General features: G+C 58.6%; 24 protein-coding genes. 3 read left to right on the forward strand and 21 right to left on the reverse strand.

What is annotated here, in order from left to right; all coding sequences use genetic code 11:
• On the forward strand, positions 1–1,068 hold the full coding sequence (locus IPP88_08605) for an anhydro-N-acetylmuramic acid kinase (protein MBL0122775.1): 1,068 nt from the start codon (positions 1–3) through the stop codon (positions 1,066–1,068).
• A 121-nt stretch (positions 1,069–1,189) separates the two neighbouring features.
• Here IPP88_08605 and IPP88_08610 read toward each other — a convergent pair whose 3' ends face one another.
• The 6 genes from IPP88_08610 to IPP88_08635 form a co-directional block, all read right to left on the reverse strand.
• The gene (locus IPP88_08610) at positions 1,190–2,485 is read right to left on the reverse strand and encodes an O-acetylhomoserine aminocarboxypropyltransferase/cysteine synthase (protein MBL0122776.1); all 1,296 of its coding nucleotides are present in this window, start codon (positions 2,483–2,485) and stop codon (positions 1,190–1,192) included.
• Positions 2,486–3,059: 574 nt separating this feature from the next.
• Positions 3,060–3,656 carry a sel1 repeat family protein gene (locus tag IPP88_08615; GenBank protein MBL0122777.1) on the reverse strand — a complete coding sequence of 199 codons (597 nt, stop codon included), beginning with the start codon at positions 3,654–3,656 and terminating at the stop codon, positions 3,060–3,062.
• A 110-nt stretch (positions 3,657–3,766) separates the two neighbouring features.
• Positions 3,767–4,174, reverse strand: a complete 408-nt coding sequence (locus tag IPP88_08620) for a zf-TFIIB domain-containing protein (GenBank protein ID MBL0122778.1) — start codon at positions 4,172–4,174, stop codon at positions 3,767–3,769.
• A 147-nt stretch (positions 4,175–4,321) separates the two neighbouring features.
• Positions 4,322–5,263 carry an SPFH/Band 7/PHB domain protein gene (locus tag IPP88_08625; protein MBL0122779.1) on the reverse strand — a complete coding sequence of 314 codons (942 nt, stop codon included), beginning with the start codon at positions 5,261–5,263 and terminating at the stop codon, positions 4,322–4,324.
• Positions 5,264–5,746: 483 nt separating this feature from the next.
• Positions 5,747–6,193, reverse strand: a complete 447-nt coding sequence (locus IPP88_08630; GenBank protein MBL0122780.1) for a hypothetical protein — start codon at positions 6,191–6,193, stop codon at positions 5,747–5,749.
• 179 nt (positions 6,194–6,372) lie between these two features.
• The gene (locus tag IPP88_08635; GenBank protein ID MBL0122781.1) at positions 6,373–6,831 is read right to left on the reverse strand and encodes a CoA-binding protein; all 459 of its coding nucleotides are present in this window, start codon (positions 6,829–6,831) and stop codon (positions 6,373–6,375) included.
• A gap of 205 nt (positions 6,832–7,036) precedes the next feature.
• Between IPP88_08635 and IPP88_08640 the strand changes: the two genes are divergently transcribed.
• On the forward strand, positions 7,037–8,743 hold the full coding sequence (locus IPP88_08640; protein ID MBL0122782.1) for a hypothetical protein: 1,707 nt from the start codon (positions 7,037–7,039) through the stop codon (positions 8,741–8,743).
• 50 nt (positions 8,744–8,793) lie between these two features.
• On the opposite strand, the gene IPP88_08645 is transcribed toward IPP88_08640, so the two are convergent.
• The 9 genes from IPP88_08645 to ccmI all read right to left on the reverse strand — a co-directional run bounded on the left by IPP88_08645 (position 8,794) and on the right by ccmI (position 16,064).
• Entirely contained in the window at positions 8,794–9,252 is a 459-nt protein-coding gene (locus IPP88_08645) for a cytochrome c-type biogenesis protein CcmH (GenBank protein MBL0122783.1), read from the reverse strand.
• Between the two features lie 65 nt (positions 9,253–9,317).
• Positions 9,318–9,884: a DsbE family thiol:disulfide interchange protein gene (locus IPP88_08650; GenBank protein ID MBL0122784.1), complete on the reverse strand. Its 567-nt coding sequence runs from the start codon at positions 9,882–9,884 to the stop codon at positions 9,318–9,320.
• Positions 9,885–9,887: 3 nt separating this feature from the next.
• The gene (locus IPP88_08655; protein ID MBL0122785.1) at positions 9,888–11,933 is read right to left on the reverse strand and encodes a heme lyase CcmF/NrfE family subunit; all 2,046 of its coding nucleotides are present in this window, start codon (positions 11,931–11,933) and stop codon (positions 9,888–9,890) included.
• Complete coding sequence (gene ccmE, locus IPP88_08660; GenBank protein MBL0122786.1) at positions 11,930–12,424, reverse strand: cytochrome c maturation protein CcmE; 495 nt, start codon at positions 12,422–12,424, stop codon at positions 11,930–11,932. The genes IPP88_08655 and ccmE overlap by 4 nt, the downstream gene beginning before the upstream one ends.
• Positions 12,421–12,573: a heme exporter protein CcmD gene (gene ccmD, locus IPP88_08665; GenBank protein ID MBL0122787.1), complete on the reverse strand. Its 153-nt coding sequence runs from the start codon at positions 12,571–12,573 to the stop codon at positions 12,421–12,423. The genes ccmE and ccmD overlap by 4 nt, the downstream gene beginning before the upstream one ends.
• Positions 12,570–13,250: a cytochrome c biogenesis protein CcsA gene (ccsA, locus tag IPP88_08670; GenBank protein MBL0122788.1), complete on the reverse strand. Its 681-nt coding sequence runs from the start codon at positions 13,248–13,250 to the stop codon at positions 12,570–12,572. The genes ccmD and ccsA overlap by 4 nt, the downstream gene beginning before the upstream one ends.
• Before the next feature lie 59 nt (positions 13,251–13,309).
• Entirely contained in the window at positions 13,310–14,029 is a 720-nt protein-coding gene (ccmB, locus tag IPP88_08675) for a heme exporter protein CcmB (GenBank protein MBL0122789.1), read from the reverse strand.
• Positions 14,026–14,652 carry a heme ABC exporter ATP-binding protein CcmA gene (ccmA, locus tag IPP88_08680; GenBank protein ID MBL0122790.1) on the reverse strand — a complete coding sequence of 209 codons (627 nt, stop codon included), beginning with the start codon at positions 14,650–14,652 and terminating at the stop codon, positions 14,026–14,028. Before ccmA ends, ccmB begins: the two co-directional genes overlap by 4 nt.
• Positions 14,649–16,064, reverse strand: coding sequence for a c-type cytochrome biogenesis protein CcmI (gene ccmI / locus IPP88_08685; GenBank protein MBL0122791.1), 1,416 nt, complete (start codon positions 16,062–16,064; stop codon positions 14,649–14,651). The genes ccmA and ccmI overlap by 4 nt, the downstream gene beginning before the upstream one ends.
• 461 nt (positions 16,065–16,525) lie before the next feature.
• Here ccmI and IPP88_08690 point away from each other — a divergent pair, with 461 nt between their 5' ends.
• The gene (locus IPP88_08690; GenBank protein MBL0122792.1) at positions 16,526–16,846 is read left to right on the forward strand and encodes a DUF4440 domain-containing protein; all 321 of its coding nucleotides are present in this window, start codon (positions 16,526–16,528) and stop codon (positions 16,844–16,846) included.
• Here the strand turns inward: IPP88_08690 and IPP88_08695 are convergent.
• The 6 genes from IPP88_08695 to IPP88_08720 form a co-directional block, all read right to left on the reverse strand.
• Positions 16,831–17,613: a dioxygenase gene (locus IPP88_08695; protein ID MBL0122793.1), complete on the reverse strand. Its 783-nt coding sequence runs from the start codon at positions 17,611–17,613 to the stop codon at positions 16,831–16,833. The two genes, IPP88_08690 and IPP88_08695, sit on opposite strands and share 16 nt — an antisense overlap.
• Before the next feature lie 119 nt (positions 17,614–17,732).
• Positions 17,733–18,272, reverse strand: a complete 540-nt coding sequence (locus IPP88_08700; GenBank protein MBL0122794.1) for an NADH-quinone oxidoreductase subunit B family protein — start codon at positions 18,270–18,272, stop codon at positions 17,733–17,735.
• On the reverse strand, positions 18,269–19,843 hold the full coding sequence (locus IPP88_08705) for an NADH-quinone oxidoreductase subunit C (GenBank protein ID MBL0122795.1): 1,575 nt from the start codon (positions 19,841–19,843) through the stop codon (positions 18,269–18,271). The genes IPP88_08700 and IPP88_08705 overlap by 4 nt, the downstream gene beginning before the upstream one ends.
• 12 nt (positions 19,844–19,855) lie before the next feature.
• On the reverse strand, positions 19,856–21,316 hold the full coding sequence (locus IPP88_08710) for a hydrogenase 4 subunit F (protein ID MBL0122796.1): 1,461 nt from the start codon (positions 21,314–21,316) through the stop codon (positions 19,856–19,858).
• Positions 21,316–21,975 (reverse strand): formate hydrogenlyase, encoded by a 660-nt coding sequence (locus tag IPP88_08715; GenBank protein ID MBL0122797.1) that lies wholly within the window; start codon positions 21,973–21,975, stop codon positions 21,316–21,318. The genes IPP88_08710 and IPP88_08715 overlap by 1 nt, the downstream gene beginning before the upstream one ends.
• 1 nt (position 21,976) lies before the next feature.
• A complete protein-coding gene (locus tag IPP88_08720; GenBank protein ID MBL0122798.1) occupies positions 21,977–22,924 on the reverse strand; it encodes an NADH-quinone oxidoreductase subunit H in 948 nt (315 codons plus the stop codon).
• Positions 22,925–22,928: the final 4 nt, after the last annotated feature.

Consider the following 22,928-nt stretch of genomic DNA (forward strand, 5'->3'; position numbering starts at 1 on the left):
ATGTCGGGCACCTCGCTCGATGGTGCGGATGCAGTTTTGGCGGACTTTTCTGGCGCGCATCCTCGTGTGCATGCGTTCAGCAGTGAAGCATATCCTGCGGAATTGCGTGCTGAGTTATTGGCGTTGAATGCGTCCGGATACAATGAAATCGAGCGCAGCCAACTCGCGGCAAACCAGCTTGCCCATGTATATTCGCGTGCCGCGAAAAGTGCAATACAGGCCGCGAACGTCGATGCCGCGCAAATCGCTGGCATCGGTTGTCACGGCCAGACCGTGCGCCATCGCCCCGATTTGCGCTTCACCGTTCAGTTGAACAATCCCGCATTGCTGGCCGAGCTCACGGGTTGCGACGTCGCTGCCGACTTTCGTTCGCGCGATATCGCCGCGGGTGGCCAAGGTGCGCCGCTAGTGCCGGCTTTTCATGATGGCGTTTTCCGGCATTCGGATGAAACCCGTGTGGTCGTCAATATCGGCGGGATCGCCAATCTCACGTTTCTTGCGCCAAAACAACCTGCGTGGGGATTTGATTGCGGCCCGGGAAATTGCCTGATGGATGCGTGGATCGCCAGGCAGCAGGGCCAATCGCATGATGAGAACGGCGCGTGGGCGGCACAAGGTCAAGTTCTACCCGGACTATTACAGAGACTGCTGAACGAAGCATATTTTCAGTCGGCGCCGCCGAAGAGTACCGGACGCGATCTCTTCAACATGGCATGGTTATCTTCGCGACTTGACGCGGATGATCGTCCACAGGACGTGCAAGCGACGCTACTCGCACTGACCGCGCAAACAATTGTCGACCACATTGCCTGCCATTCGCCAAATGCTCAACGCATCCTGGTCTGCGGTGGCGGCGCAAACAATCACGCACTTGTGAACAACATCGCCGGGCGATTTACTTGTGGTGTTGTGGAAAGAACCGATGCCTATGGCGTGCCGGCGCAGCAGGTGGAGGCGTTGGCATTTGCCTGGTTCGCCAAATGTGCGATTGCGCGGCAGCCAATCGACATGACTGCGACCACGGGTGCCGCTCACGCATGTGTCCTCGGTGCAATCTACCCTGCCTAGCTGTTCTCGAACCGGCAGAAGACTCCTGGCGCCGGCTCCCCCTCATTCCACTTATCCCAGCCTCTCCCTAAGGAGAAGGCGGGAAATGCGGCGCGATGAATGAAGGCATCATTGTTCCGGATCAATGGATGGCAGCCAGCGCCTGCTCGATGTCCCAGATGATGTCATCGATCGTCTCCAGACCGATCGATAGCCGCACCATGTCCGGCGGCACACCCGCCTTGACCTGGTCCTCTTCACTCAATTGGCGATGCGTCGTTGACGCGGGATGGATCACCAGCGACTTCGCGTCACCAATGTTGGCCAAGTGCGAAATGAACTGCAATCCTTCAATAAACTTCACGCCCGCCTCATAGCTGGAAACGGCACCACCTTTGATGCCGAACGACAGCAGCGCCCCTGCCCCTTTGGGCATGTAGCGTTTCACCAATTCGTAATAACGATTCGATTTCAACCCAGGATAATTGACCCACGCCACCTGCGGATGGGCTTCCAGGAAATGCGCGACCGCCAAAGCGTTGGCGCAATGCCGATCCATGCGTACCGGCAATGTCTCGATGCCCTGCAAAAGCTGCCACGCATTGAACGGTGACAAAGTCGGACCAAACACACGTAGCACTTCCATGCGCGCCTTCATCGTGAAGGCGAAATCACCGAACGTCTCAAAGAAACGCACACCGTGATAACCCGCAGAAGGCTCCGTCATGGAGGCAAACTTGCCGTTGCCCCACGGAAACTTGCCGCCTTCCACAACCACGCCGCCCATGGTCGTGCCGTGTCCACCCATGAATTTGGTGGCCGAGTGCACGACGATGTCCGCGCCATGTTTCAAAGGCTGGCAAAGATAGGGTGACGCGGCAGTGTTATCGACAATGAATGGAACACCCGCTTCGCGCGCAATCTTGCCCACTGCCTCCAGATCGACCATGTTGATCGCAGGGTTTCCCAGCGTCTCGGAAAAAATCGCCTTGGTGTTCGGCTTCAATGCACGGCGGAAATTTTCCGGATCGTCGGGATCGACCAGCGTGGCGTCAATGCCGAGCTTCTTGAAATTCACGTTGAACATCGTGTAGGTACCGCCGTACACCTTCGACGACGAAACCAGGTGATCGCCCGCTTCGAGAATATTGAACAGTGCGACCATTTCTGCCGCCTGGCCGCTCGCCGTTGCTACCGCTGCACGACCGCCCTCAAGCGCCGCGCAACGTTCCTCAAATGCCGCCGTAGTTGGATTTGAAAGGCGCGTGTAAACGTTGCCGAATGTCTGCAGGTTGAACAGCGACGCGGCGTGATCGGCGCTGTCGAAAACGAACGAAGTCGTCTGATAAATCGGCAATGCGCGCGCACCGGTCGCGGCGTCGGGAATTTGGCCCGCATGCAGGGCAAGGGTTTCAAATCCGAATTGACGATCTGGCATGTTTGACTCTCATCGCATGGTCTCGCATGAGAGTGTAGCGAGAATTGGCGGCGCGCAGTCGCTTTGCCACCACTGCCACGCGCCGGAAAAACCACCCCCAGAATAGGGGGAAGAGGCCCCCAACCCAAACCCCCCCCCCCCGGGGGGGGCCCCCCCCTGCCGCGGCCTGCCGGAACAAAGGGGAAAATTTGCAAAAAAAACCCTTGGGATCCCCCACCAAACCAAGGGAAAACCGGCCGCCCAAAAAAAAAAAAAAAAACCCCCGGTTTCTCCCCCCGGGGGGGGGGGGGCCCCCGCCCAAAAAAAAACCCCCCCCGGCGGGGGGAAAAAAAAACGGACCAAAAAAAAACCCCCCGACAAAAAAAAAAAAAAAAAAAAAAAAAAAAACAAAAAAAAAAAAGGACGACCCCCCCCGCCCCCCCCCAGAAAAAAAAAACCCCCCGAAAAGCGCAAAAAAAAACAAAAACAAAACTTTTTTTATTGGAATAAACTCAAGCGCTGGCGGGCACTTCCAGCTCTTTTCGGTCGGCAATGCCCGCCGAATGGCGATCTGCGTGTTGCAGGCGAGGCGTGCCTACCTGTTTGCCTCGCGGGCCTTCAGCCACTCTATCGCCTTGCGCTTCCCTTCCGCGTTTTCTTCGGCGCTGAGCTTGGCCTCCGCAGATTCGATTTGAGGACGAAACCGCCTCTCCCACTCCTGTCCATTGCTCATCGCGACGGTCCACCACTTGGCGGCCTCGACGCGATCTCGCGCGACACCTTCGCCTTTGTAATACATCACGCTCAGCCTGAATTGCGCGTAAGGCTCGCCCAAGTCCGCGGCCCGGCGAAACCATTCGGCGGCGCGGCCCTCGTCTTGCGCCACGCTCATGCCATATTCGTACATCGTGCCGAGGTTATGCGCCGACTCGGCGTCCCCACCTCGGGCAGCGTTCTCGAACAGGGAAATGGCTCGCGGGTTGTCCTGCGCGACCCCTTCGCCGTGGTAGTACATGAAGCCTAGTCGCCGTTGCGCATCGACATTGCCTTTCGCGCTGGCCCGCTCAAACGCGGCAGCCGCTTTGGCATAGGCGTTGCGCTCGTGAAGTTTAATGCCGTCCTCAAGATCGCCCGCCTGTGCCGAAGAGAGGTAGAAGGCGCAAAATGCAATAAGGAATGTTCCGAGTCTCATAGTTACCTCCAAACAGGGGCGGTCGAAACCTGCAAGGGGCACTGCGTATGCCAGATTCGCCCGCCGATTCAATTGCCCCCTGATATCGCGATGCCTCTCGATTTACAAAATCACCCTATGAGCATAGAGAGGACTATGTCGATTGCGACCCCACCGGCAATTGTCCCCGCCGTCGCTCGCGGCTTGCCAAACCAGCCCGGCAATTTTGAGAAGAGCCTTTCTTGCGATTCTCCGTCAACCCATATCGAACGGCACTTGGCGCAAATATGCATAACCACTCCTTCGGCTTCCTGAATGCGCAGCTGGGTACCATCGTTCGGACAGTTAAGGAGGCTCAACGCGCCGTCGGGAAATTCTCCATTCTCAAGACTGGTATCGGCGAGCGAAACAAATACGCCGGAGCAATCGCTGCAATGATAGAGCGGCTTGTTGCTGTCATTTTTCAGAAGGCGCGTCTTATCGGTTGGGCAACGCATGATCGACTCCCGCAAAAATAGCCCAGAGGAAGAGCGGCGCATTCCGAGTTGCTCGCCCAGTTAAAGATCCCTCGATTGCGCGGTGCTTCATCGAGGCTACATCGCCTTCGTCGCATTTCAACGCGCAGATCGCCATCTGGCGGGGCTTTCCAGCCTAAAATGCCCGAAAAGCCGCGCCAATTCTTGACTTTACTTAGGCAACTGCCCCAACTTGGCCTTATCGAGTACAGTCATCGCCGCCGCCACGAACCCGCCCGCATCGGCGAGATTCGCCGGCAGGATCAGCGTGTTGCCCGCCTTGGCGAGATTGCCGAACTGCTCGATATATTTCTCCGCCACCTTCAGGTTGGCGGCCTGCATGCCGCCTTCCGCACTCAGCGCCGCCGCCACTTGGCGCACGGCTGATGCGGTCGCCTCGGCCACCGTGGTGAGTGCTAACGCCTCACCCTGCGCCTTGTTGATGGCCGCCTGCTTTTGACCTTCCGAAGCCAGGATCGACGCCTGACGCTGACCGTCGGCAATGTTGATTTCTTCCTGCCGCACACCTTCCGACTTCGCGATCAGGGCGCGCTTTTCCCGTTCAGCGGTGATCTGCGCTTGCATCGAGCGCAGGATCGATTCCGGCGGTGTCAGGCTTTTTATTTCATAGCGCAACACCTTGATGCCCCAGGTCCGGCCGGCTTCGTCGAGTACGCTGACGACTTTGTGGTTGATCTCGTCGCGCGATTCGAACGTTTTGTCGAGTTCCATCTTGCCGACTTCGGAACGCAGCGCCGTTTGCGCGAGTTGCGAGATCGCGAGTTCATAGTCGGACGTACCGTAGCTGGCGAGGCGGGGATCCACCACCTGGAAGTAGATAATGCCGTCGACCGCGAGTTGGGTGTTGTCCTTGGTGATGCACACTTGCTCCTGCACATCGAGCGGCACTTCCTTCAACGAATGGCGGTAGGCCACGCGATCGATGAACGGCACGATCAGGTTGAAGCCCGGCTGCAGCGCAAGATGGAATTTGCCGAGGCGTTCAACCACCCATGCGTTTTGCTGCGGCACGATGCGCACGCCCTCGATGATGAGCGCGATAAAGAACGCAGCCAGGAATACGCCGATGGCGGCACCCGGACTCTGCGTCATGAATCCCGCGGCAGCGGCGAGGACGACAGCGACGATCATTTTTACAAACATGGGAATCTCCTTGCGGGGTTGTTCTATTACTGTTGCGATCAAAGCGGGAAGGGTGGATTTCATGGAAACATTGTCGGTATGCATGCGACCCGACGAGTCGGTTTTGTTCTTGAGCATCTGGGGCATATGGTGTTTGCTTTCGGGCACGGGTTGCGCCGTTGAGGCATGCGCGGCTTGGGGCTGTTGGGCAGACTTGCTTTTTTGTTGTCCTTGCTTGGCCTGCTCGATCGCTTTCTTTATTTCATCGATGATCTTCTGGAATTCATTGGGCATCTTGCTGGCGAATATAGATACGATGATGAACGCAACAATACCGGCAAAATAGTTTTGCGCGATCGCGGCGACGATCACCGCGATAACGAATGCGATAACACTGTAGGATTTCATGGCTGGCTGATCACCATCATCAATTTGTGTGTGCCGACACTCGCGTCAGACGGCAGGTTTGGTGGCGCCAACCACCCAGGTCTGCCCATCCTGCGCCAGGATATAGAGCATGCCGCCTTCGGCCATGCTGGCGGCGATCAAGTCACCCGGCTTGATGCGCGCATCCCACTCCGCGCCGCGATACTTCACCCGCAACATACCCTCCGGCTGATTGATCCAGTTCGCCACGGTCACCATTTGGCCCACGTCGATTGCATTGGACTGATCGCCATCCTTGCGCTGCGTGGCATGCCATTTCTGCACCAGCCACGTACCGATGCTCGCGACCACGCCCGCGACCGCAACCTGAACGATAAAGGCCGCGCCCATCCACGCGGCCAGTGCCGCGAACAGCGCACCGACACCTAAAACAAGCAAGTAAAACGTGCCTGTCATCAATTCGACGATGACGAGAACGAAGCCGAGAATGGTCCAGATCAGATAGTCCTGCATGATTTCCTCCAAAGACGGCCCCATATTGGGCGAGGGACTATCCGGCGTCAAGCCGCACGCCCCGAACGACACGCACATTGCGACGAATGACGATCGGGCTTGATGAATGACGGCAAACGTTACCAGTGACCGCTAGCCTAAAATCAAAAATGTTTGGCGATTTTAGCGGGATGATTCGATTAAACAGGACGTTTCGCCGATATCACCCGCGTATTTACCCCTGCATAGTTCAGGCCACCAAACAGCCGTCCATGCTCGATCTTCACGCAGCGATCCATCACCACATCGAGGCCGGCCTCAGTCGCTCTTTTCTCGGCATTGTGATTCACCACGCCCAATTGCATCCACAGGCACTTGGCGCCAATGGCGATGGCTTCCTCCGCCAGTGCCGGAATCTCCTCAGCCTTGCGAAAGCAGTCGACCATGTCGATTTTTTCCGGCACCTCTTTCAGGCTGGCATAGCATTTTTCGCCGAGCACTTCCGCATAGGCTGGATTGACGGGAATGACCCGATAGCCGTGGTCCTTCAGGTACTTCGCGACAAAATAGCTCGGCCGCCACCAGTTGGCCGACAGGCCCACAACGGCAATGACGTGATTTACCTTGAGGATGCGCCTTAAGCTTGTGATGTCGTCCATGGTGCCTGGCGGAACGTTCATGTCTTCAAGTAGTCTAATAGTTGTTCAAGCATGCCAGAAATCCGCCGAGGGTGCGATGCTGGCGATTGCGCGGGTAGTTGCACAGGTCGTTGCATAACGCGCAAGGTTGTCTCATGACATTCAGGTGAAAGTTCCCATGCGTCATTTTCGAAAACAGTCCCATGTGCTTTGCGCCGCTCTCGCGATGTTATGCGTTGCGGCGTGGCCGGCGCTGGGGGCGGTGCCCAATCACAGCGTCGAAATGGCGCCGGTAGCGGCAGGGCCATATCCAGTCGCCTGCTCAAATCTTGCGCAGGACGACGCGCGCGTGGCACAGCTCGGCGTCCCCATCGACAATTACTGGGACGGCACCGACGGCCACTACGTCGGCGATATCCTGCTTGAACCGGCAGACACGCTGGTGGCACGTCCGCGCGTGCCCGATGAAGATCTCTACCCGCAACGGCGCAACACCACCGTCGAGTTCGTCGTCATTACGTGCTATCCCACCGAGGCCAGCAACTTCCGCCCTGACTATCTGCTTGCCAACGGCTTGCGCATCCCGCACATGCAGCGCCTGGGCCAGGCACCCATTCTGGCGTCTCAGCCATGCATCGCGATCTATCCGCCACCCGCCGGTTGCGGTCGCTTTCCCCTCATGGTTTTTTCGCATGGACTGGCCGGAAACCCGATCGATGGAAAATCAATCGACTTCCTGGTGCGAATGGCGAGTTACGGTTATATCGTCGCCGCGCCATTCCATGGTGATAAACGCTTTTCGCGGGTGAAAATCGAAGATCTGAAAGATCTCGTTTACGTGGTGCTCAATTTCGACCGGGTGGTGGAACTTGAAGCATTGCGACCACTGTCCGTGAAAGCCGTGATCGACCTGATGCTGGGTCACCCGCAATTCGGTGCATACGTTGACGCAACGCGCATCGGCGGTATCGGCGGCAGCATGGGCGGCGCCACCATGGCGTGGCTCTTGGGTGCCGAGATTACCGCCGGCTATCCGAGCCTCAAATCGCGACCAACGGTGCAAGATCCGCGCATCAAGGCGGCGGTAGGCTACGTGCCTTACGCCGGCCAGCATTTCCTGCCCGCCTTTGGCGACGACAACGCCACGGCGCGTAACGTGACGGCGCCATACCTCGCGATCTCCGGTACTGCCGATACCACCGCGCCCATCGCGCTGATGGAACAGGCGATGAACAATTTCCGCGGTTCGCGCTACCAGGTCGCCTTGAGCGGCGTCGAACATACCTACGATGTCAGCTATGCGGACGACGTGTTTGGCTGGGTGATTCCATTTTTCTCCGCTTACCTCAGCGGCGACCGGGCCGCGCTCGATCGCCTGACGCGCCAGAGCAGCGTGCGCGGCGGCTTGAACGATTCTCTGCGCATCGATTACACCGCACCGACGGCATTGCTTGACGGTGAGGTGCTGGTGGAGGAATTCCACAACATCTATTTCCGGCGCTACTTCCTGACCTCCCGGCAGTCGGACAAGAACATCATTGATAGCGGCCTGGCTGGGCCAACCTGGTCGCGGACCGGCTACGCATTCAAGGGCTACACCGTTCCCGGACCGGCTGAATTGCGAGTCGCCGCACAGGCGCCGGTATGCCGCTTTTTCTTCCCGAGCATCCTCACGCATTTCTTTTCCGCCGAGACGGCTGAATGCAATCTGGTGCGTGGCTACGGCACCATTGATGAGGGTATCGATTTCTGGATCGCGCACGCGCGGGCGGCGGCATGTCCGTCAGGCACGCTTGCACTGACGCGGCTTTACAACAATCGCTGGCGCGAAAACGATTCAAACCATCGCTACACGACCAGTCGCTCGCTGGTGAGTGCGCTAGTGAAAGATGGCTGGATCGACGAAGGCGTGGTCATGTGCGCGCCGCTGTAGCGCCCGCCCCGCGGCGCGCCCAGGCGGAAGCCGTTCTTCGGCGCGCCCTGCTATTCGTCAAGCAGTTTGCTCGCCCGTTGCCGTTCGTCGGTCGATATCTCTGTCCCCGCAACCGGTGCAACGATTTTCCGGCGGGTCACCCTCCAGGTGATGATTGCGCCCCCGGCCAGCAGCACGAATGGCCCGAACCACAATAGCCAGGTCTTTGATTCGACCGAGGGTTTGTAGAGCACAAAATCGCCATAGCGTGCTTTCAGATGCAGCTTGATTTCCTCGTTGTCCTTGCCACTTTCGGCGAGCAAGCGAATTTCCCGCCGCAAATCGCCCGCCAGTCCGGCTGGGGAATCGGCTAGCGTCTGGTTTTGGCAGACCAGACAACGCAATTCGGTTTCAAGTTTTCTCAGCCGCGCTTCCAGCTCGGGCTTCATGGGCGGCATGGTGGGCGTGGGTGTCTGTGCAAAGAGCGACCCGGCCGTCAGTATCGATGCGCAAATAATGAAAGTCGCCATTTGGCGGGCCTTTCCAGACAAAAATACCCCAAACGCCGCGCCAGCGCTTGTGTTTATCATTGTATTCATGCCTTATTCAACCCCTGAATCAACGGCACCAGCGTCTCGTTCATCAATTCCTCGCTGATCGGCCCGGCATGTTTGTAGCGGATCATTCCCGCCTTGTCGATGATGAATGTTTCAGGCGCGCCGTACACACCCAGATCAATTGCCACGCGACCCTCGAGGTCGCTGACGGAGAACGCATACGGATCACCAAACTTGACCAGCCAGCCTTTGGCATCTTCAGGCCGGTCTTTCCAGTTGAATCCGACAATGGGCACCACGCCCTTCTTGGCGAGCGCATTTAGCACCGGATGCTCGTAGCGGCAGGACACGCACCACGAGCCCCATACGTTAAGCAGCCAGACTTTGCCCTTCATATCCGCGCCGCTGAGCATCTTGGTGTTGTCGTGAAGTTGCGGCAATGAAAACACCGGAACGGGCTTATTGATCAACGCGGAGGGAAGCTCACGCGGATTGAGCGATAACCCTTTCCACATGAACCACACCAGCGCGAAAAAAATTGCCAGGGGCAATGCAAACCGCCAGGCGCGACCCGGATTCTTGTTTGATGTTGTTGTCTCGCTCATATGCTATTCCGCGCCTTGTGGTGATTCCTGGCTCCCACGAGGAGCCTTCGGTCGCGCGCCGTCCGCGGGCGCATGCGCCGTGCTTTCCGCAACCCGCTTCGGTTTGAGTCGATAGCGTTTGTCGCTGATCGCCAGCACGCCGCCCAACGCCATGAAAACGCAACCGAACCAAATCCAGTTGATGAAAGGCTTCACGTAAATCCTCACGCCCCACGCGCCGTCGGTTGCGTTTTCAACCGGTTCGCCCATCGAGACATACAGATCACGCGTGACGCCCGCATCAATGTCTGCCTCGGTCATCGTCTGGCCGGTCGCAAAGTAAGTGCGTTTTTCGGGGAGCAGCACCCTGACGACCTGGCCATCGCGAAGAACGTCAAAACGACCGACCATCGCCTGATAGTTCGGTCCCTTCTTTTCGGCAATCGAGATGAATTTGAATTCAAACCCGCGCTCGGTTGCGCTTTGCCCGATGGCGAGACGAACATCACGTTCGGATTCATAGCCTTTCACCAGCGTGACGCCGATGACGAATACCGCGATCCCGACGTGCGCCAGGTGCATACCGTAGTAGCTCGGGCTATTTGCCGTAAGCTTGCCGATGAATCCGGCAGCAGGCGTGGATTGAAACCGGTGCACGATGGCCGTGGAAGTTGCGGCGACGATCCATGCGGCGAGGAACAGCCCCGATGCCACCAGTGGCGACCATTTGCCCATCAGGAATGGAATCAAAATGCCCGCGACGATGGCAATGCCAAACGCCCACTTCAAACGCACCGCCAGTTCCGGCAGCGTCGAATTACGCCAGCGGGCAATCGGACCAACCCCCATGAGAAACAGCGCCGGTGCCATCAGAGGATAGAACACGGCGTCGAAATACGGCGGCCCCACGGAAATCTTGCCCATCTTCAACGCATCCAGAAAAAGCGGATAGAGCGTTCCCAGCATTACCGCCAGCATGGCGACCAGCAGTAGCACATTGTTGGCCAGCAATAGCGATTCGCGGGACGTCGGGGAGAATGCACGCGGTGCCTTCGCCAAACCCAACTGCGGCGCGCGCCACGCGTACAGCGCCAGCGAAACACCGATCACTGTCGCGAGGAAAGCAAGAATAAATACGCCGCGGCGGGGATCGGTGGCAAATGCGTGTACCGAAGTCAGCACGCCCGAACGCACCAGGAATGTACCCAGCAAGGAGAGCGAAAAAGCAATGATCGCCAGCAGCACCGTCCAGCTTTTGAAGATGCCCCGCTTCTCCGTGACCGCCAACGAATGGATCAAAGCCGTGCCCACCAGCCATGGCAGGAATGACGCGTTTTCCACCGGGTCCCAGAACCACCAGCCGCCCCAACCCAGTTCGTAATACGCCCATGCCGAACCGAGACAAATGCCGATGGTCAGAAAGCACCACGCGGCCGTCGTCCAGGGACGCGACCAACGCGCCCAAGTCGCATCAAGCCTGCCACCGACCAAAGCCGCCACCGCAAATGCAAACGCGACAGAAAACCCGACGTACCCCATGTAGAGCATCGGCGGGTGGTAAATCATGCCGGGGTCCTGCAGCAGGGGATTGAGATCTCGCCCTTCGACTGCGGCAGGAAACAAGCGATCAAATGGATTGGAGGTGATCAACATGAACAGGTAGAAACCGACCGCCACCAGGCCAAGTACTGCAAGCACGCGGGAGATCACTTCCAGCGGCAGGTTGCGGCTGAAAATCGACACGGCAAAGGTCCACCCACTCAGCATCAGCACCCACAACAACAGCGATCCTTCGTGCGAACCCCATGACGCCGTGATCCGGTAGTAAACCGGCAATTTGGTGTTCGAATTGGCGGCGACATTCTGCACCGAAAAATCGCTGGTGATAAACGCATACATCAGACAGCCAAACGCGAACACCACGAACAGGAACTGGCCTTGCGCCAGCGGCCGCGCCAGCGACATCATGCGCGTGTCCTGGCGGAACGCGCCGACCATGGGTACGACACCCATCGTGATCGCGAGGCATAACGCAAGTACAAGAGAAAATTGTCCGAGTTCGGGGATCATGGCTTGGCTCCTTTGGCTGCCTGCGTGACGACTTCTTTCTGCCCGGCGAACATCTTGCCTTCGATCGGACTCCCAGCCTGTTTCAATGCTTCCGCAGCTTCCGGTGGCATGTAGTTCTCGTCATGCTTGGCCAGCACTTCGGTGGCACGAAAAACACCATCCTGACCTATCTTGCCCTGCGCAACCACGCCCTTTCCTTCCTTGAAAAGGTCGGGAAGAATACCGGTGAAGGTAACCGGAATTGTTTGCGCGGTGTCGGTCACGTCGAATGTAACGGTCAGTCCATCGGGGTTGCGTTTCATGCTGCCCGCGGTCACCAATCCGCCCATGCGGAACGCGCGATCCTGCGGTGCTTTTTTCTGCGCGACTTCGCTCGGCGTGAAAAAGAACACCAGATTGGAATTGAAGGCGCGCAATACCAGCGTGGTGGCAACCGCAACCACCGCCAATCCCATTGCAACCCACATGAAGCGCTTATAGCGTGCCTTCATTTCATGCTCTCCCTGGCTAATGTCACCGTGCGCTTGGTGCGTGCGCGCAGCATGATGATTTCAATTGCGATGGCAAGCGCGAACGCGCCATACGAGCCCCAGACATAAAAGCCGCGTCCACCCATGGAAAAGAATTCCGCCCAATTCATGATTTGCCTCCGCTGACGTCCGCCATCCATGCGGCGTCATGTTCGCGCTCCCGAATAATTGCGCGAACGCGCACCAGCGTCATCGCAATCGCATACATCCAGCACGCAAGCGTCATCAGCAACAAGCCCCACCGCATCGCTGGCGAGGCGATGGCGTTTCCGGCCAGCGACACTGAAGAACCCTGATGCAACGTATTCCACCATTTGACCGAAAAATAGATGATCGGTACGTTTATCGAACTGACGATAACCAGCAATGCTCCCGCCTTGTCGGCGCGCCGCTTGTCCTCGATGGCATGGGTCAGCGCAAGATAGCCCACGTACAAAAATACCAGCAACAACGTTGACGTAATCCGTGCATCCCACACCCAGTAAGTACCCCAGGTGGGGCGCCCCCACAGTGAACCGGTCCACAGAGCCAATGCGGTAAGCAAGGCGCCGGTCGGCGCCAATGCTTCCATCATCATCGCCGACAGACGCGTGTTGAGGGTCAGCGCAAGCACGCCATAACCGGCCATTACCAGATAGATGAACATGCCGACCACGGAAGCCGGAACGTGAATATAAAGAATACGGTATACCTCGCCCTGCTGATAATCGACAGGCGCCACAAACAGTCCAAGATATAGGCCCGCGATCGTGAATACACCTGCGAGCGCCGCGAACCAAGGCCACATCTTGCCGGCCAAAGGGTAAAACGTAACGGGGGAGGCGTATTTATAGAGGTTCAAGAGAGTTAATCCAGTGAGATTCGCAGCGCGGAAGCGACCGCAAACGGGATGACCAGCGCACCAATCAGCAACCCGGCGCCGAGCAATGACAAATTGGCCGAATAGTCGATGGACATCATTGATTGCTCTACGGCGCCTGAACCAAAAATCAGCACCGGTACATACAGCGGCAACACCAAAAGGGCCATCAAAATCGATCCGCCACGAACCCCCAGTGTCAGTGCCGCACCGATCGCACCGATCATCGACAGTATCGGCGTACCTAGCATCAGACTCGCCACCAGCACCATAAGTTCGTTCGCCTCCAGGCCAAATTGCAGGCCAAGCAGCGGCGCAATCAGCGTAAGCGGCAATCCGCTCATCAACCAGTGCGCGAGCATTTTGCCAGCCGCGATTAGCGGCAAGGGATAGGGGGACATGACCAGTTGTTCAAGCGTGCCATCCGCGTAGTCCGCCGCGAATATGCGTGGCAATGTCAACAATACCGACAGGAGCGCCGCCACCCAGACCACACCCGAGGCAATGCGTTTCAACAGTGCCGATTCGGGTCCCACCGCCAACGGAAAAAGACTGACCACGATGATCAAAAACATAAGCGCCTGCACCAGTTCCGCGCGCGAACGCAGCCCCAGACGCAGATCCCTTCCCGCAGCCAGCCATACGGCGCGCTCCGGTGCCACCACCACCAAAGGCTCGATCGACGCTTGAGCAACCGCCACATTCATGCGCTAAGCTCACCCAATACCAGCTCATGAACCGGTGCGGCAATGGCCAGTGGCAAATGGCTGGCAATGCAGGCCATTCCGCCGTGCTGCAAATGCTCGGCCACGACCCTCGAAAAAAGTGCCACGCCATCCGCGTCGAGCGCATTGGTGGGCTCATCGAGCAACCAAAGCGGCTTGCGCGCGAGCGCCAGACGCGCCAGGCCGACTCGACGTTTCTGGCCCTGCGAAAGGCGTCGCGCGTGCAAATGATGCCTTTCCGCAAGCCCCATATTGTCCAGGCTTTGACGTTGCAGATTCTCCGGAACCGCAACACCGTCGAAGGCCAGTGATTCCGCAAGATTTTCCGCCGCCGTCAATTCATCTTTCAGCGCATTGGTGTGCCCGAGATACAGCGATGCCGCACGCTGACTTGCACATAGCGCGGTCCATTGCACTTCATTCCAGCGCAGATGGCCGCCATCGGCGACGGTTAATCCGGCCAGCACCCGCAACAATGTTGTCTTGCCGCTGCCGTTGGAACCCCGCAAAACCAGCGCTTGCCCCGACTCCAGCTTGAACGAGAGGTCCGCGAATAATTTGCGCGGCCCGCGACTGAGCGTCAAACCTGTAGCGGCAAGGGTCAAGGCGCTACCCGGGAAATGGTTACCTTGATCGCGCGTGCGCCGGGTTTGATCGCTTCGCTGACCCCCGTCAGATCTCCCGGCTGAATCGGCGCACTGCCCGACCGGGATATTCGCGCCTCGATGACGATCTCGGGGAATGACGAAAGACTCATTCCTGGCGCCATCGCCATGGCATCCGTCAATTCAAACGATTTCGGGAAATCACCAGCTTTCGGTGCCGGTATCCGGAGGATCGCCAACGGCATGCGCGGTCCTTCCTTGGCGCGGGCGAAAACGAACAATGTGTCTGTCGGGCCGAGCTTCGCGGCGAATTCAGGTGTGAGCATGACTTGTCCGGAGACGGTCGCACCGGCGCTCGCGCCAGATGCGACAGGCGTGGGAGCTGCGGGCACGGCAGCTTTAACGTTCTCCATCGGCCGTGCCGGAGCGGAGGCTGGCGCGGGGGTGGGAGCGGGCACGGCAGCCACATCGGCGCCGCGCGCGGGTGCGGGTATTGGCCCTTTTCCACTTTGAACTTCGGCGATGATCGCGTCGATCTGCCGTTCGTCATCCGTATCTTTCGCCACAAGCGTTTTCAGCTTCTTCCAGTATTTGAGAGAGGCCTCGCGGTTGCCCAGCCGAAGTTCCGCCGTGCCGGCCAGCGCGAGCCCCTTGGTGTTATTGGGGTCCAGCTTCAGCGCCTTCTGGATTAGCGCCATGGGCTTGCCTTCGAAACGGCCTTGCTGTTGCATCGCGACGGTATCCGCATAGTCGGCGAACAATTGGGCATCAGCCGGCAGCAATTGCGCGGCGCGTTCGTACGCTGCCGCTGCCTCGGCATAACGTCCCAGCGCGCCCTGCGAACGTGCGAGTAGCACCCAGCCCTTGGGGTCGCCCGGATTTTGCTGCATTTTTTGCGCGAGCGTGTCGACCATGGCAACAATCTGCTGGTCCGACACCGCCGAATCGGCGCCCGTACCCATGCCTGCATGCGGGGACCCTTCGCCGGCGCTTACCGCGGCGACTGGGCCACCTGGCCGCAATGCCTGCGGAGTACCGATGACGGCATAAATCATGAATGCGCCAATGGGGATCAGAGCGCCAAGTACGCCCATCAACAGCCATGGGCGGCGATTGCGCGCTAATGTTGCCGGCACAACTTCCGCATTCGCCTCCCCCGGCACTTCATCGACCAGCCGCTGTTCGAGCTCATTCAACGCGGCATCGCGCTCTTCCGCACCTATGGAACCGCGTGCAAACTCCTCCTCGATTTCGCGCTTTTGCGAGCGGAATACAGCGACATTGCTGACGGCATCGGATAACCTCGCCGGCTCAGCGCCGTGACTGCTGGAACGTGACCGCAACAGTGGAACAAGCACGAAAGCCAAAGCGACCAGCGACATCAGGCATGCAATAACGATAAATGGGATCACGGGTTCCGCTTCCAGTAGGACATAATTTTGGACAGGCAAGATTATAGCGCGCGGGCAGGTAGTACCACCGTCGCCACCGCCTTGTATACCCCCTCACTCACAGGGGTTTCTGCCGCGCGGAAAACGATCAAGCCGCGCATTTTCAATACGCCCATTGCCGATTGTAGACAAGCGGGATTAAGGATAAATTACCGGAAGTTCCTGGGGCGATTCCGCGAAGGACAATTCGTTGGCTCACCGCGTGGATCACCCGCTTTTGCGCACGCGATGACGAACTGCGGCGAAAATACCTTCAATTCCATTTCTTGCTGCGCACGTTTTGGACCCGGTTTGCTCCCACAGACCTTGATCGACTCCATCAGGAACCCATGGCGGAGACCGTCGAACAGTTGCGGGATCGGCTCATCAAGTTGGAACTTGCGATGTAAGGACGCCAGCCAGAAAGTGCCAGGAACAGCGCGGTGCATTCGCTGCGTGACGACTTCTTTGAATTTGGCAGCTCCGGCGGAATCATCAACAAGGAGATGGTGTTGGCTTACCTCGGCGCGGAGACTATCGACATGACCTCGGTTGATTTCACGCTGCATGTATTGGCCGACGGAGTCGCCCTGCTGACATATCGTTCCTTGAAACGCTTTGGCGGTGCAAAACCACTGCTCTATTCCAATCGAAGTTCAATCTGGACGTGCACGAATGGTGATTGGCAAATGTTCTTTCATCAAGGAACGCCGGCGATTTCCTTTGAGTTCGATGTGCCTGGTTCGCATCAATTGAAGCGATAGGCATCCATCGCCAATGCCGAACCCTCAAAGCCGTCGAACACCCGCTCCGATTTTGCGTCTTGGCCCGCCGCACCCAGCGCGACAAACAGGGGCAAAAAATGCTCTTCCGTTGGATGCGCGCGCACCGCATCCGGCGCTTCCTGACGATAACGGGTCAACGCATCGACATCGTGCGCGGCCAGGTGATCGAATACCCAGCGTTGAAACTCCTGGGCATAAGGCGCGTGTGCCGTCTGTCCGCGCGACATCATCCAGTCGCGCAGGTTGTGCGTGAGATGTCCAGAGCCGACGATCAGCACACCTTCATGGGTCAGCGGCGCCAGCGCACGGCCGACATCGTAATGGTGGCGCGGGCCGATCGCCGGCTGCACAGAGAGTTGCACCACGGGCACGTCGGCATCGGGATACATTTTCAGCAGTGGCACCCAGGTGCCATGATCGAGTCCGCGGTTGCCATCAATGACTGCTGGCAATCCCGCCGACTTCAGCAGCACCTGCGCGTGCGCCGCGATATCCGGCGCGCCCGGTACAGGGTAGACAATCTTGTACAACTCATCCGGGAAGCCCCCGAAGTCGTAGATCATCGACGGTTTGGCGTTGCCGGAAAGCATGGGCAGGTTAGTCTCCCAATGCGCCGTCACAATCAGCACGGCCTTGGGCCTGGGCAATTGCGTTGCAAGTGCCGCCCATACCTGGCCAGCTGCGCCTGAGTGGATGGCGTGCATGGGTGAGCCGTGCGAAAGGAAAAGTGTCGGTAGCTTATGCATGATCGGAAAGTCCGGGAGACTGCGAGGTTTCACCAAGGCGATTGTGCGGGATCATCAAGCTTGTGCCTGCATGAGCCGTTCGCGGGACCGCACTGACGTTGCGCCCAGCCTGCAGTTTCCTAAGCGCCAAGTCGCTCCACCCGGGCGGTGACCGCGGTGAGGATACCCTGCAGGATCTCGATCGGCGGCGGCGGACAACCCGGAACAGAGACGTCCACGGGAATGACGTTCGATATTGCACCGCAACTGGCGTAGCTTTCACCAAACACGCCGCCATTGCAGCCGCATTCGCCGACCGCGACTACCAGTTTCGGATCAGGGGTGGCTTCCCAGGCAATCCTGAGGGCGCGCTCCATGTTGCGTGAAACCGGTCCGGTCACGAGCAACATATCGGCATGCCGTGGACTGGCCACAAACTTGATGCCCAGCCCCTCAATGTTGTAGTAGGGGTTGTTGAGTGCGTGGATTTCGAGTTCGCAACCGTTGCACGAGCCTGCATCGACTTGACGAATTGCCAGCGCGCGACCAAGTTTTTTCAGAAGTTCATGGTGAATTTGTTCAGGACGCAGGCTGTTCGTTTCCCGGAATTTCTCTTGCACCGCAGGCGCCGGTTCGCTGACGATGCCTGTTCGGATGATCTTGAGCAGGATAGGAATCATGAGTCGTGCCCGCTGTAGCTCAGGTTGAACGACTTATTGATAAGCGGGAAATCGGGAACGATATTGTCCATTGCGGCATGTTCCAGAATGGGCCAGTTCTGCCAGGATGGGTCGTGCGCATGTCCACGGCGAATCATGCCACCTTCGCCAACCTCCAGCGCCACCAGCACCTCTCCACGCCATCCTTCCACCCAGCCAAAACCCAAGGCACCGACCGGCGGAACAGTAACATCGGTGCGCAATTCGCCAGCAGGCAGTTTGTGCACGATCTGCCGAATCAATCGCAGCGACTCGAACAATTCATCGAAGCGCACCGTCACGCGTGCCGCAGCATCGCCGTTGGGCCGCACCGCGGCTTTCACGCCCAGTTCATCATAGGGTGCGACGGGATGCGCGACGCGCAAATCGCGTGCCTGCCCGCTGGCACGCGCGGCGAAGCCGGTGAGTCCGAGCCGCATTGCCAATTGCGGCGTCACGCGGCCAGCGGTGATAAAGCGGTCCTGCAGCCCGGCGTGTTCATAGTAAATGTGCCGCAACTCCTGCAGCTCCTTTTCAAGGTCGTAGGAGAGTCGCGCCAGCCGCTCAGCCTCTTCGGCGGAAAGATCACGCGACACGCCACCGGGCACAATGCAATCCATCATGAAGCGGTGACCGAAGACGCGACCGGCCCAGCGCAACCAGTCCTCTTTGAGACGCATGAATTGCGAAAGACCAAAGGCGAGCGCTGCGTCGTTTCCCAGTGCACCCAGATCACCCAGGTGATTGGCGACACGCTCACGTTCCAGCATGAGTGCCCGCAGCCAGGTCGCGCGGGCCGGCGCGGTAACAGCCATGATTGACTCGGCCGCCTGCGCGTACGCCCACGCATAGGCAACGGTTGAATCTCCCGAAACACGCCCGGCGAGCTTGGCGCCATTTGCCAAGGTGAAACTCTCAAATCGTTTATCGACACCCTTGTGCGTATAGCCAAGGCGTTCTTCAAGTCGCAGTACCTTTTCGCCGACGATCGAAAAACGGAAGTGGCCCGGCTCGATGATTCCCGCATGAATCGGCCCGACGGGAATCTCGTGCACCCCGTCACCGGCGACCCGCACGAAGGGATAGGCTTGCTGCGGATTGTCGAAATGTTGCGTGCGATCGAAATCCCGGCGCAATGGAAACACGCCTTCCGGCCACGCACCATGGCGGAGCCAGGGACGCCGGTCGACTGGGTCACTCGGGCTGGCATCACTTGCCTGAATGCCGAGAAGGTCATACACCGCGCGCTGCATGCGGTTGGCAACCGGGAACATGCCGGAGAGGTCGGGGTAGCAGGGAATTTCCGATTCCGGAGTCGGCGGGATGGATAACTCAACCACGGCCAATCCGCTATCGACGGCATATGCCGCGAACATGCCGAACGTTCCGTCGCGATCGCGATTGTCCGTCCCCCAAAGGGCGACCAGTTTGCGGCCTGTCTCGTGTACCAGGCGCGCCGCTTCGTTCCATTCGGCGCTGTCAACCCGAGCCACCGCGACCGGTACCGCACCGGGAAGCAGGCGAAAACCAAGTGAGAGTCCGGGAATGCGCATGAATGGCGCTCCTTATCCGATCAACTTCGCCGCCTGCTCGTACCAGCGCGCGAGATAGGGCGGAATATACAGGCCGAGCATCAGGCCCAGACCGAGATGGATGAACACCGGCACCAGCGCCGGCTGGTGGGCCAGCGGTTTCACGTTGGTGTCACCGAACACCATCGGCTGCACTTTGCCGAATACCGCCGCGAACGCGACACCCAGCGAAATCAACAGGAACGGCGTCGTCCACGCATGCTCGCGCATGGCGGTGGTGAGAATCAGGAACTCGCTGGCGAAAACGCCGAACGGTGGCATACCCAGGATGGCAATCGTGCCGAGCAGCAGACCCCAGCCGATCGCTGGACTTTGCGCCAACAGGCCGCGGATGTCCTCCATGGTTTGCGTGCCGGCCTTTTGTGTCGCGTGGCCGACGGCGAAAAATATCGCCGACTTGATCAGTGAATGCACGGTCATGTGCAGCAACCCGGCAAAATTGGCGATCGGACCACCCATGCCGAACGCAAACGCCATCAGTCCCATGTGTTCAATCGACGAATACGCAAACATGCGCTTGACGTCCTTTTGCCGCGACAGAAAAAAGGCGGCCACCACCACCGACATCAGGCCAAAGCCCATCATCATATTGCCGGCGAAATGCGTTCCGAGTGCACCATCGGTCAGCACTTTCATGCGGATCAGACAATAGAGCGCGACATTCAGCAACAAACCGGACAGCACCGCGGAAATTGGTGTCGGGCCTTCGGCATGGGCATCCGGCAGCCAGTTGTGCAGCGGCACAAGTCCCACCTTGGTGCCGTAGCCCACCAGCAGAAACACAAAGGCGAGCGAGAGAATGGCCGGTTCGAGCTGGGTCTTGACGACGTTCAAATGCGTCCACAACAGGGCGTTACCCTCCGCGCCAAGCACGCGCTCGGCCGCGAAATACAGCAGGATCGTGCCGAACAGTGCTTGTGCGATGCCGACGCCGCAGAGGATGAAGTACTTCCATGCCGCCTCCAGGCTGGCGGCGGTGCGATATACCGACACCAGCAGCACCGTCGCCAGAGTCGCCGCTTCCATCGCTACCCACAGGATGCCCAGGTTGTTGGTGGTGAGCGCCACCAACATGGTGAAATTGAATGCCTGGTACATGCTGTGATACAGGCGCATGCGTCCGGGCGTCATGCGCCCATGGTCGCGTTCGATGCGCATGTAAGGTCGGGAAAACAGCGAGGTGGTGAAGCCGACAAACGCCGTCAATGCCACCAGAAATACATTGAGCGGGTCGACGAAGAACTGCTCATCGAGCAATACCACCGCGCCGCCGGAAATGATCTCGACCGTGAGCCAGACCGAAACTGCGAAGGTGGCAAGACTGAAGCCAACGTTGATCTCCGGTGCGCGATTGTTGGCGCCCGCCAGCGCCAGCACCAGGCTACCCACCACAGGGCAGATGAATAGCAGCAACAGGGGTGTCAGCGCGTCCATCAGTCCTCTTTCAGATTTTCAAGATGATGGATATCGAGGGAATCGAACTGTTCGCGGATCTGGAACATGAACACGCCGAGTATCACCATGCCGACCAGCACATCGAGCGCAATGCCGAGCTCGACCACCATCGGCATGCCATAGGTGGCGCTAGTGGCGGCAAAGAAAAGGCCGTTCTCCATGGCCAGGAAACCTATCACCTGCGGCACCGCCTTGGAGCGTGTAATCATCATCAGGAACGACAACAGCACGCAAGCGAGTGCGATGCCGAGTGTGCCGCGTGCGATTGACGTGGAAAATTGTGAGATCGGCAACGCGAGGTTGAATGCGAACACGACCAATCCAATACCAACCAGCATCATGCTGGGGATATTGATAAGTGTCTCGATATCCCACTTCACATTCAGGCGTCGTATCAGACGGTGAAGAATATAGGGAAGGACCAACACCTTGAGGACGAAGGTAATCGCGGCCGAATACAACAGGTGTCTCTGGCCGGTGGCAAAAGCAACTGTGAGCGTCGAGCCCACCAGCGCCAGCCCCTGGAAAGCAAAAAGATTGATGAGCGACAGGATGCGCCGCTGCGAAAGCATGGCAAACGCGATCAACAGCAGGATAGCGGCGAAGAGATTGACGATCTGGCCGGTCAGCGCGCTCATGTCAGGCCCCCAACAACAAATGAACCAGCAAAGCCAAAACGCCGAGCAGAAACGCGGTTGCAAGGAATTCCGGTGCGCGGAAAATACGCATCTTGGCGAGCACGGTCTCGATCACCGCCATCAGCAAGCCGCCGACGGCGAGTTTCAGCAGCAGCACTGGCAGCGCGAACAACAACGCCACATGGTCACTCGCGGCGGCCACGCCCCATGGCAGGAATAGCGCGGCGCCGGCACAGGAATAGGCGAACAGCTTGAGCATCGCCGCCCATTCGATGAGCGCAAGATGGCGGCCCGAATACTCAAGGATGAGTGCTTCGTGGATCATCGTCAGCTCAAGGTGCGTGGCCGGGTTGTCGATCGGCACGCGGGCGTTTTCGGCAAGCGACACCATGGTGAATGCGATGCCGGCGAAGGCGAGACTGGGCAAGATGGTGAATTCACTACTTCCCAGGTGGCTCACGATTGTGGCGAGTGAGGTCGAGCTGGCGATCAGCGAAACGGTGAAAAGCACCATCAACAGGGCCGGCTCCGCGAGGAAGCCGATCAGCATTTCGCGCCTCGCACCGAGGCCGCCGAACGATGTTCCGATGTCCATGGCGGCGAGTGAAATGAACAACCTTGCCAGGCCGAACAGCCCCACCAGGGCGATCGCATCGGCGGCCGGCGCCAGCGGCAGGTTGGTGGAAATGGTCGGGATGATCGCGCAGGCGAGCAGCATGCAGCCGAACACGATATAGGGAGTGAATCGGAATATCGGGCTCGCGGTATGGGCGATGACCGGCTCCTTCAGAAACAACTTGTGCAGCAGGAAAAACGGCTGCCACAGCGGCGGCGCGCGCCGATTTTGCAGCCACGCGCGGCACATGTTCACCCAGCCCATGAGCAGCGGCGCCGCCACCAGGGCAATCAGCATTTCCGTCAGTTGCGCAAGGATGCCTTCAACATTCATCTGC

This window comes from Betaproteobacteria bacterium (assembly GCA_016720925.1).
Lineage (GTDB): Bacteria > Pseudomonadota > Gammaproteobacteria > Burkholderiales > Usitatibacteraceae > UKL13-2.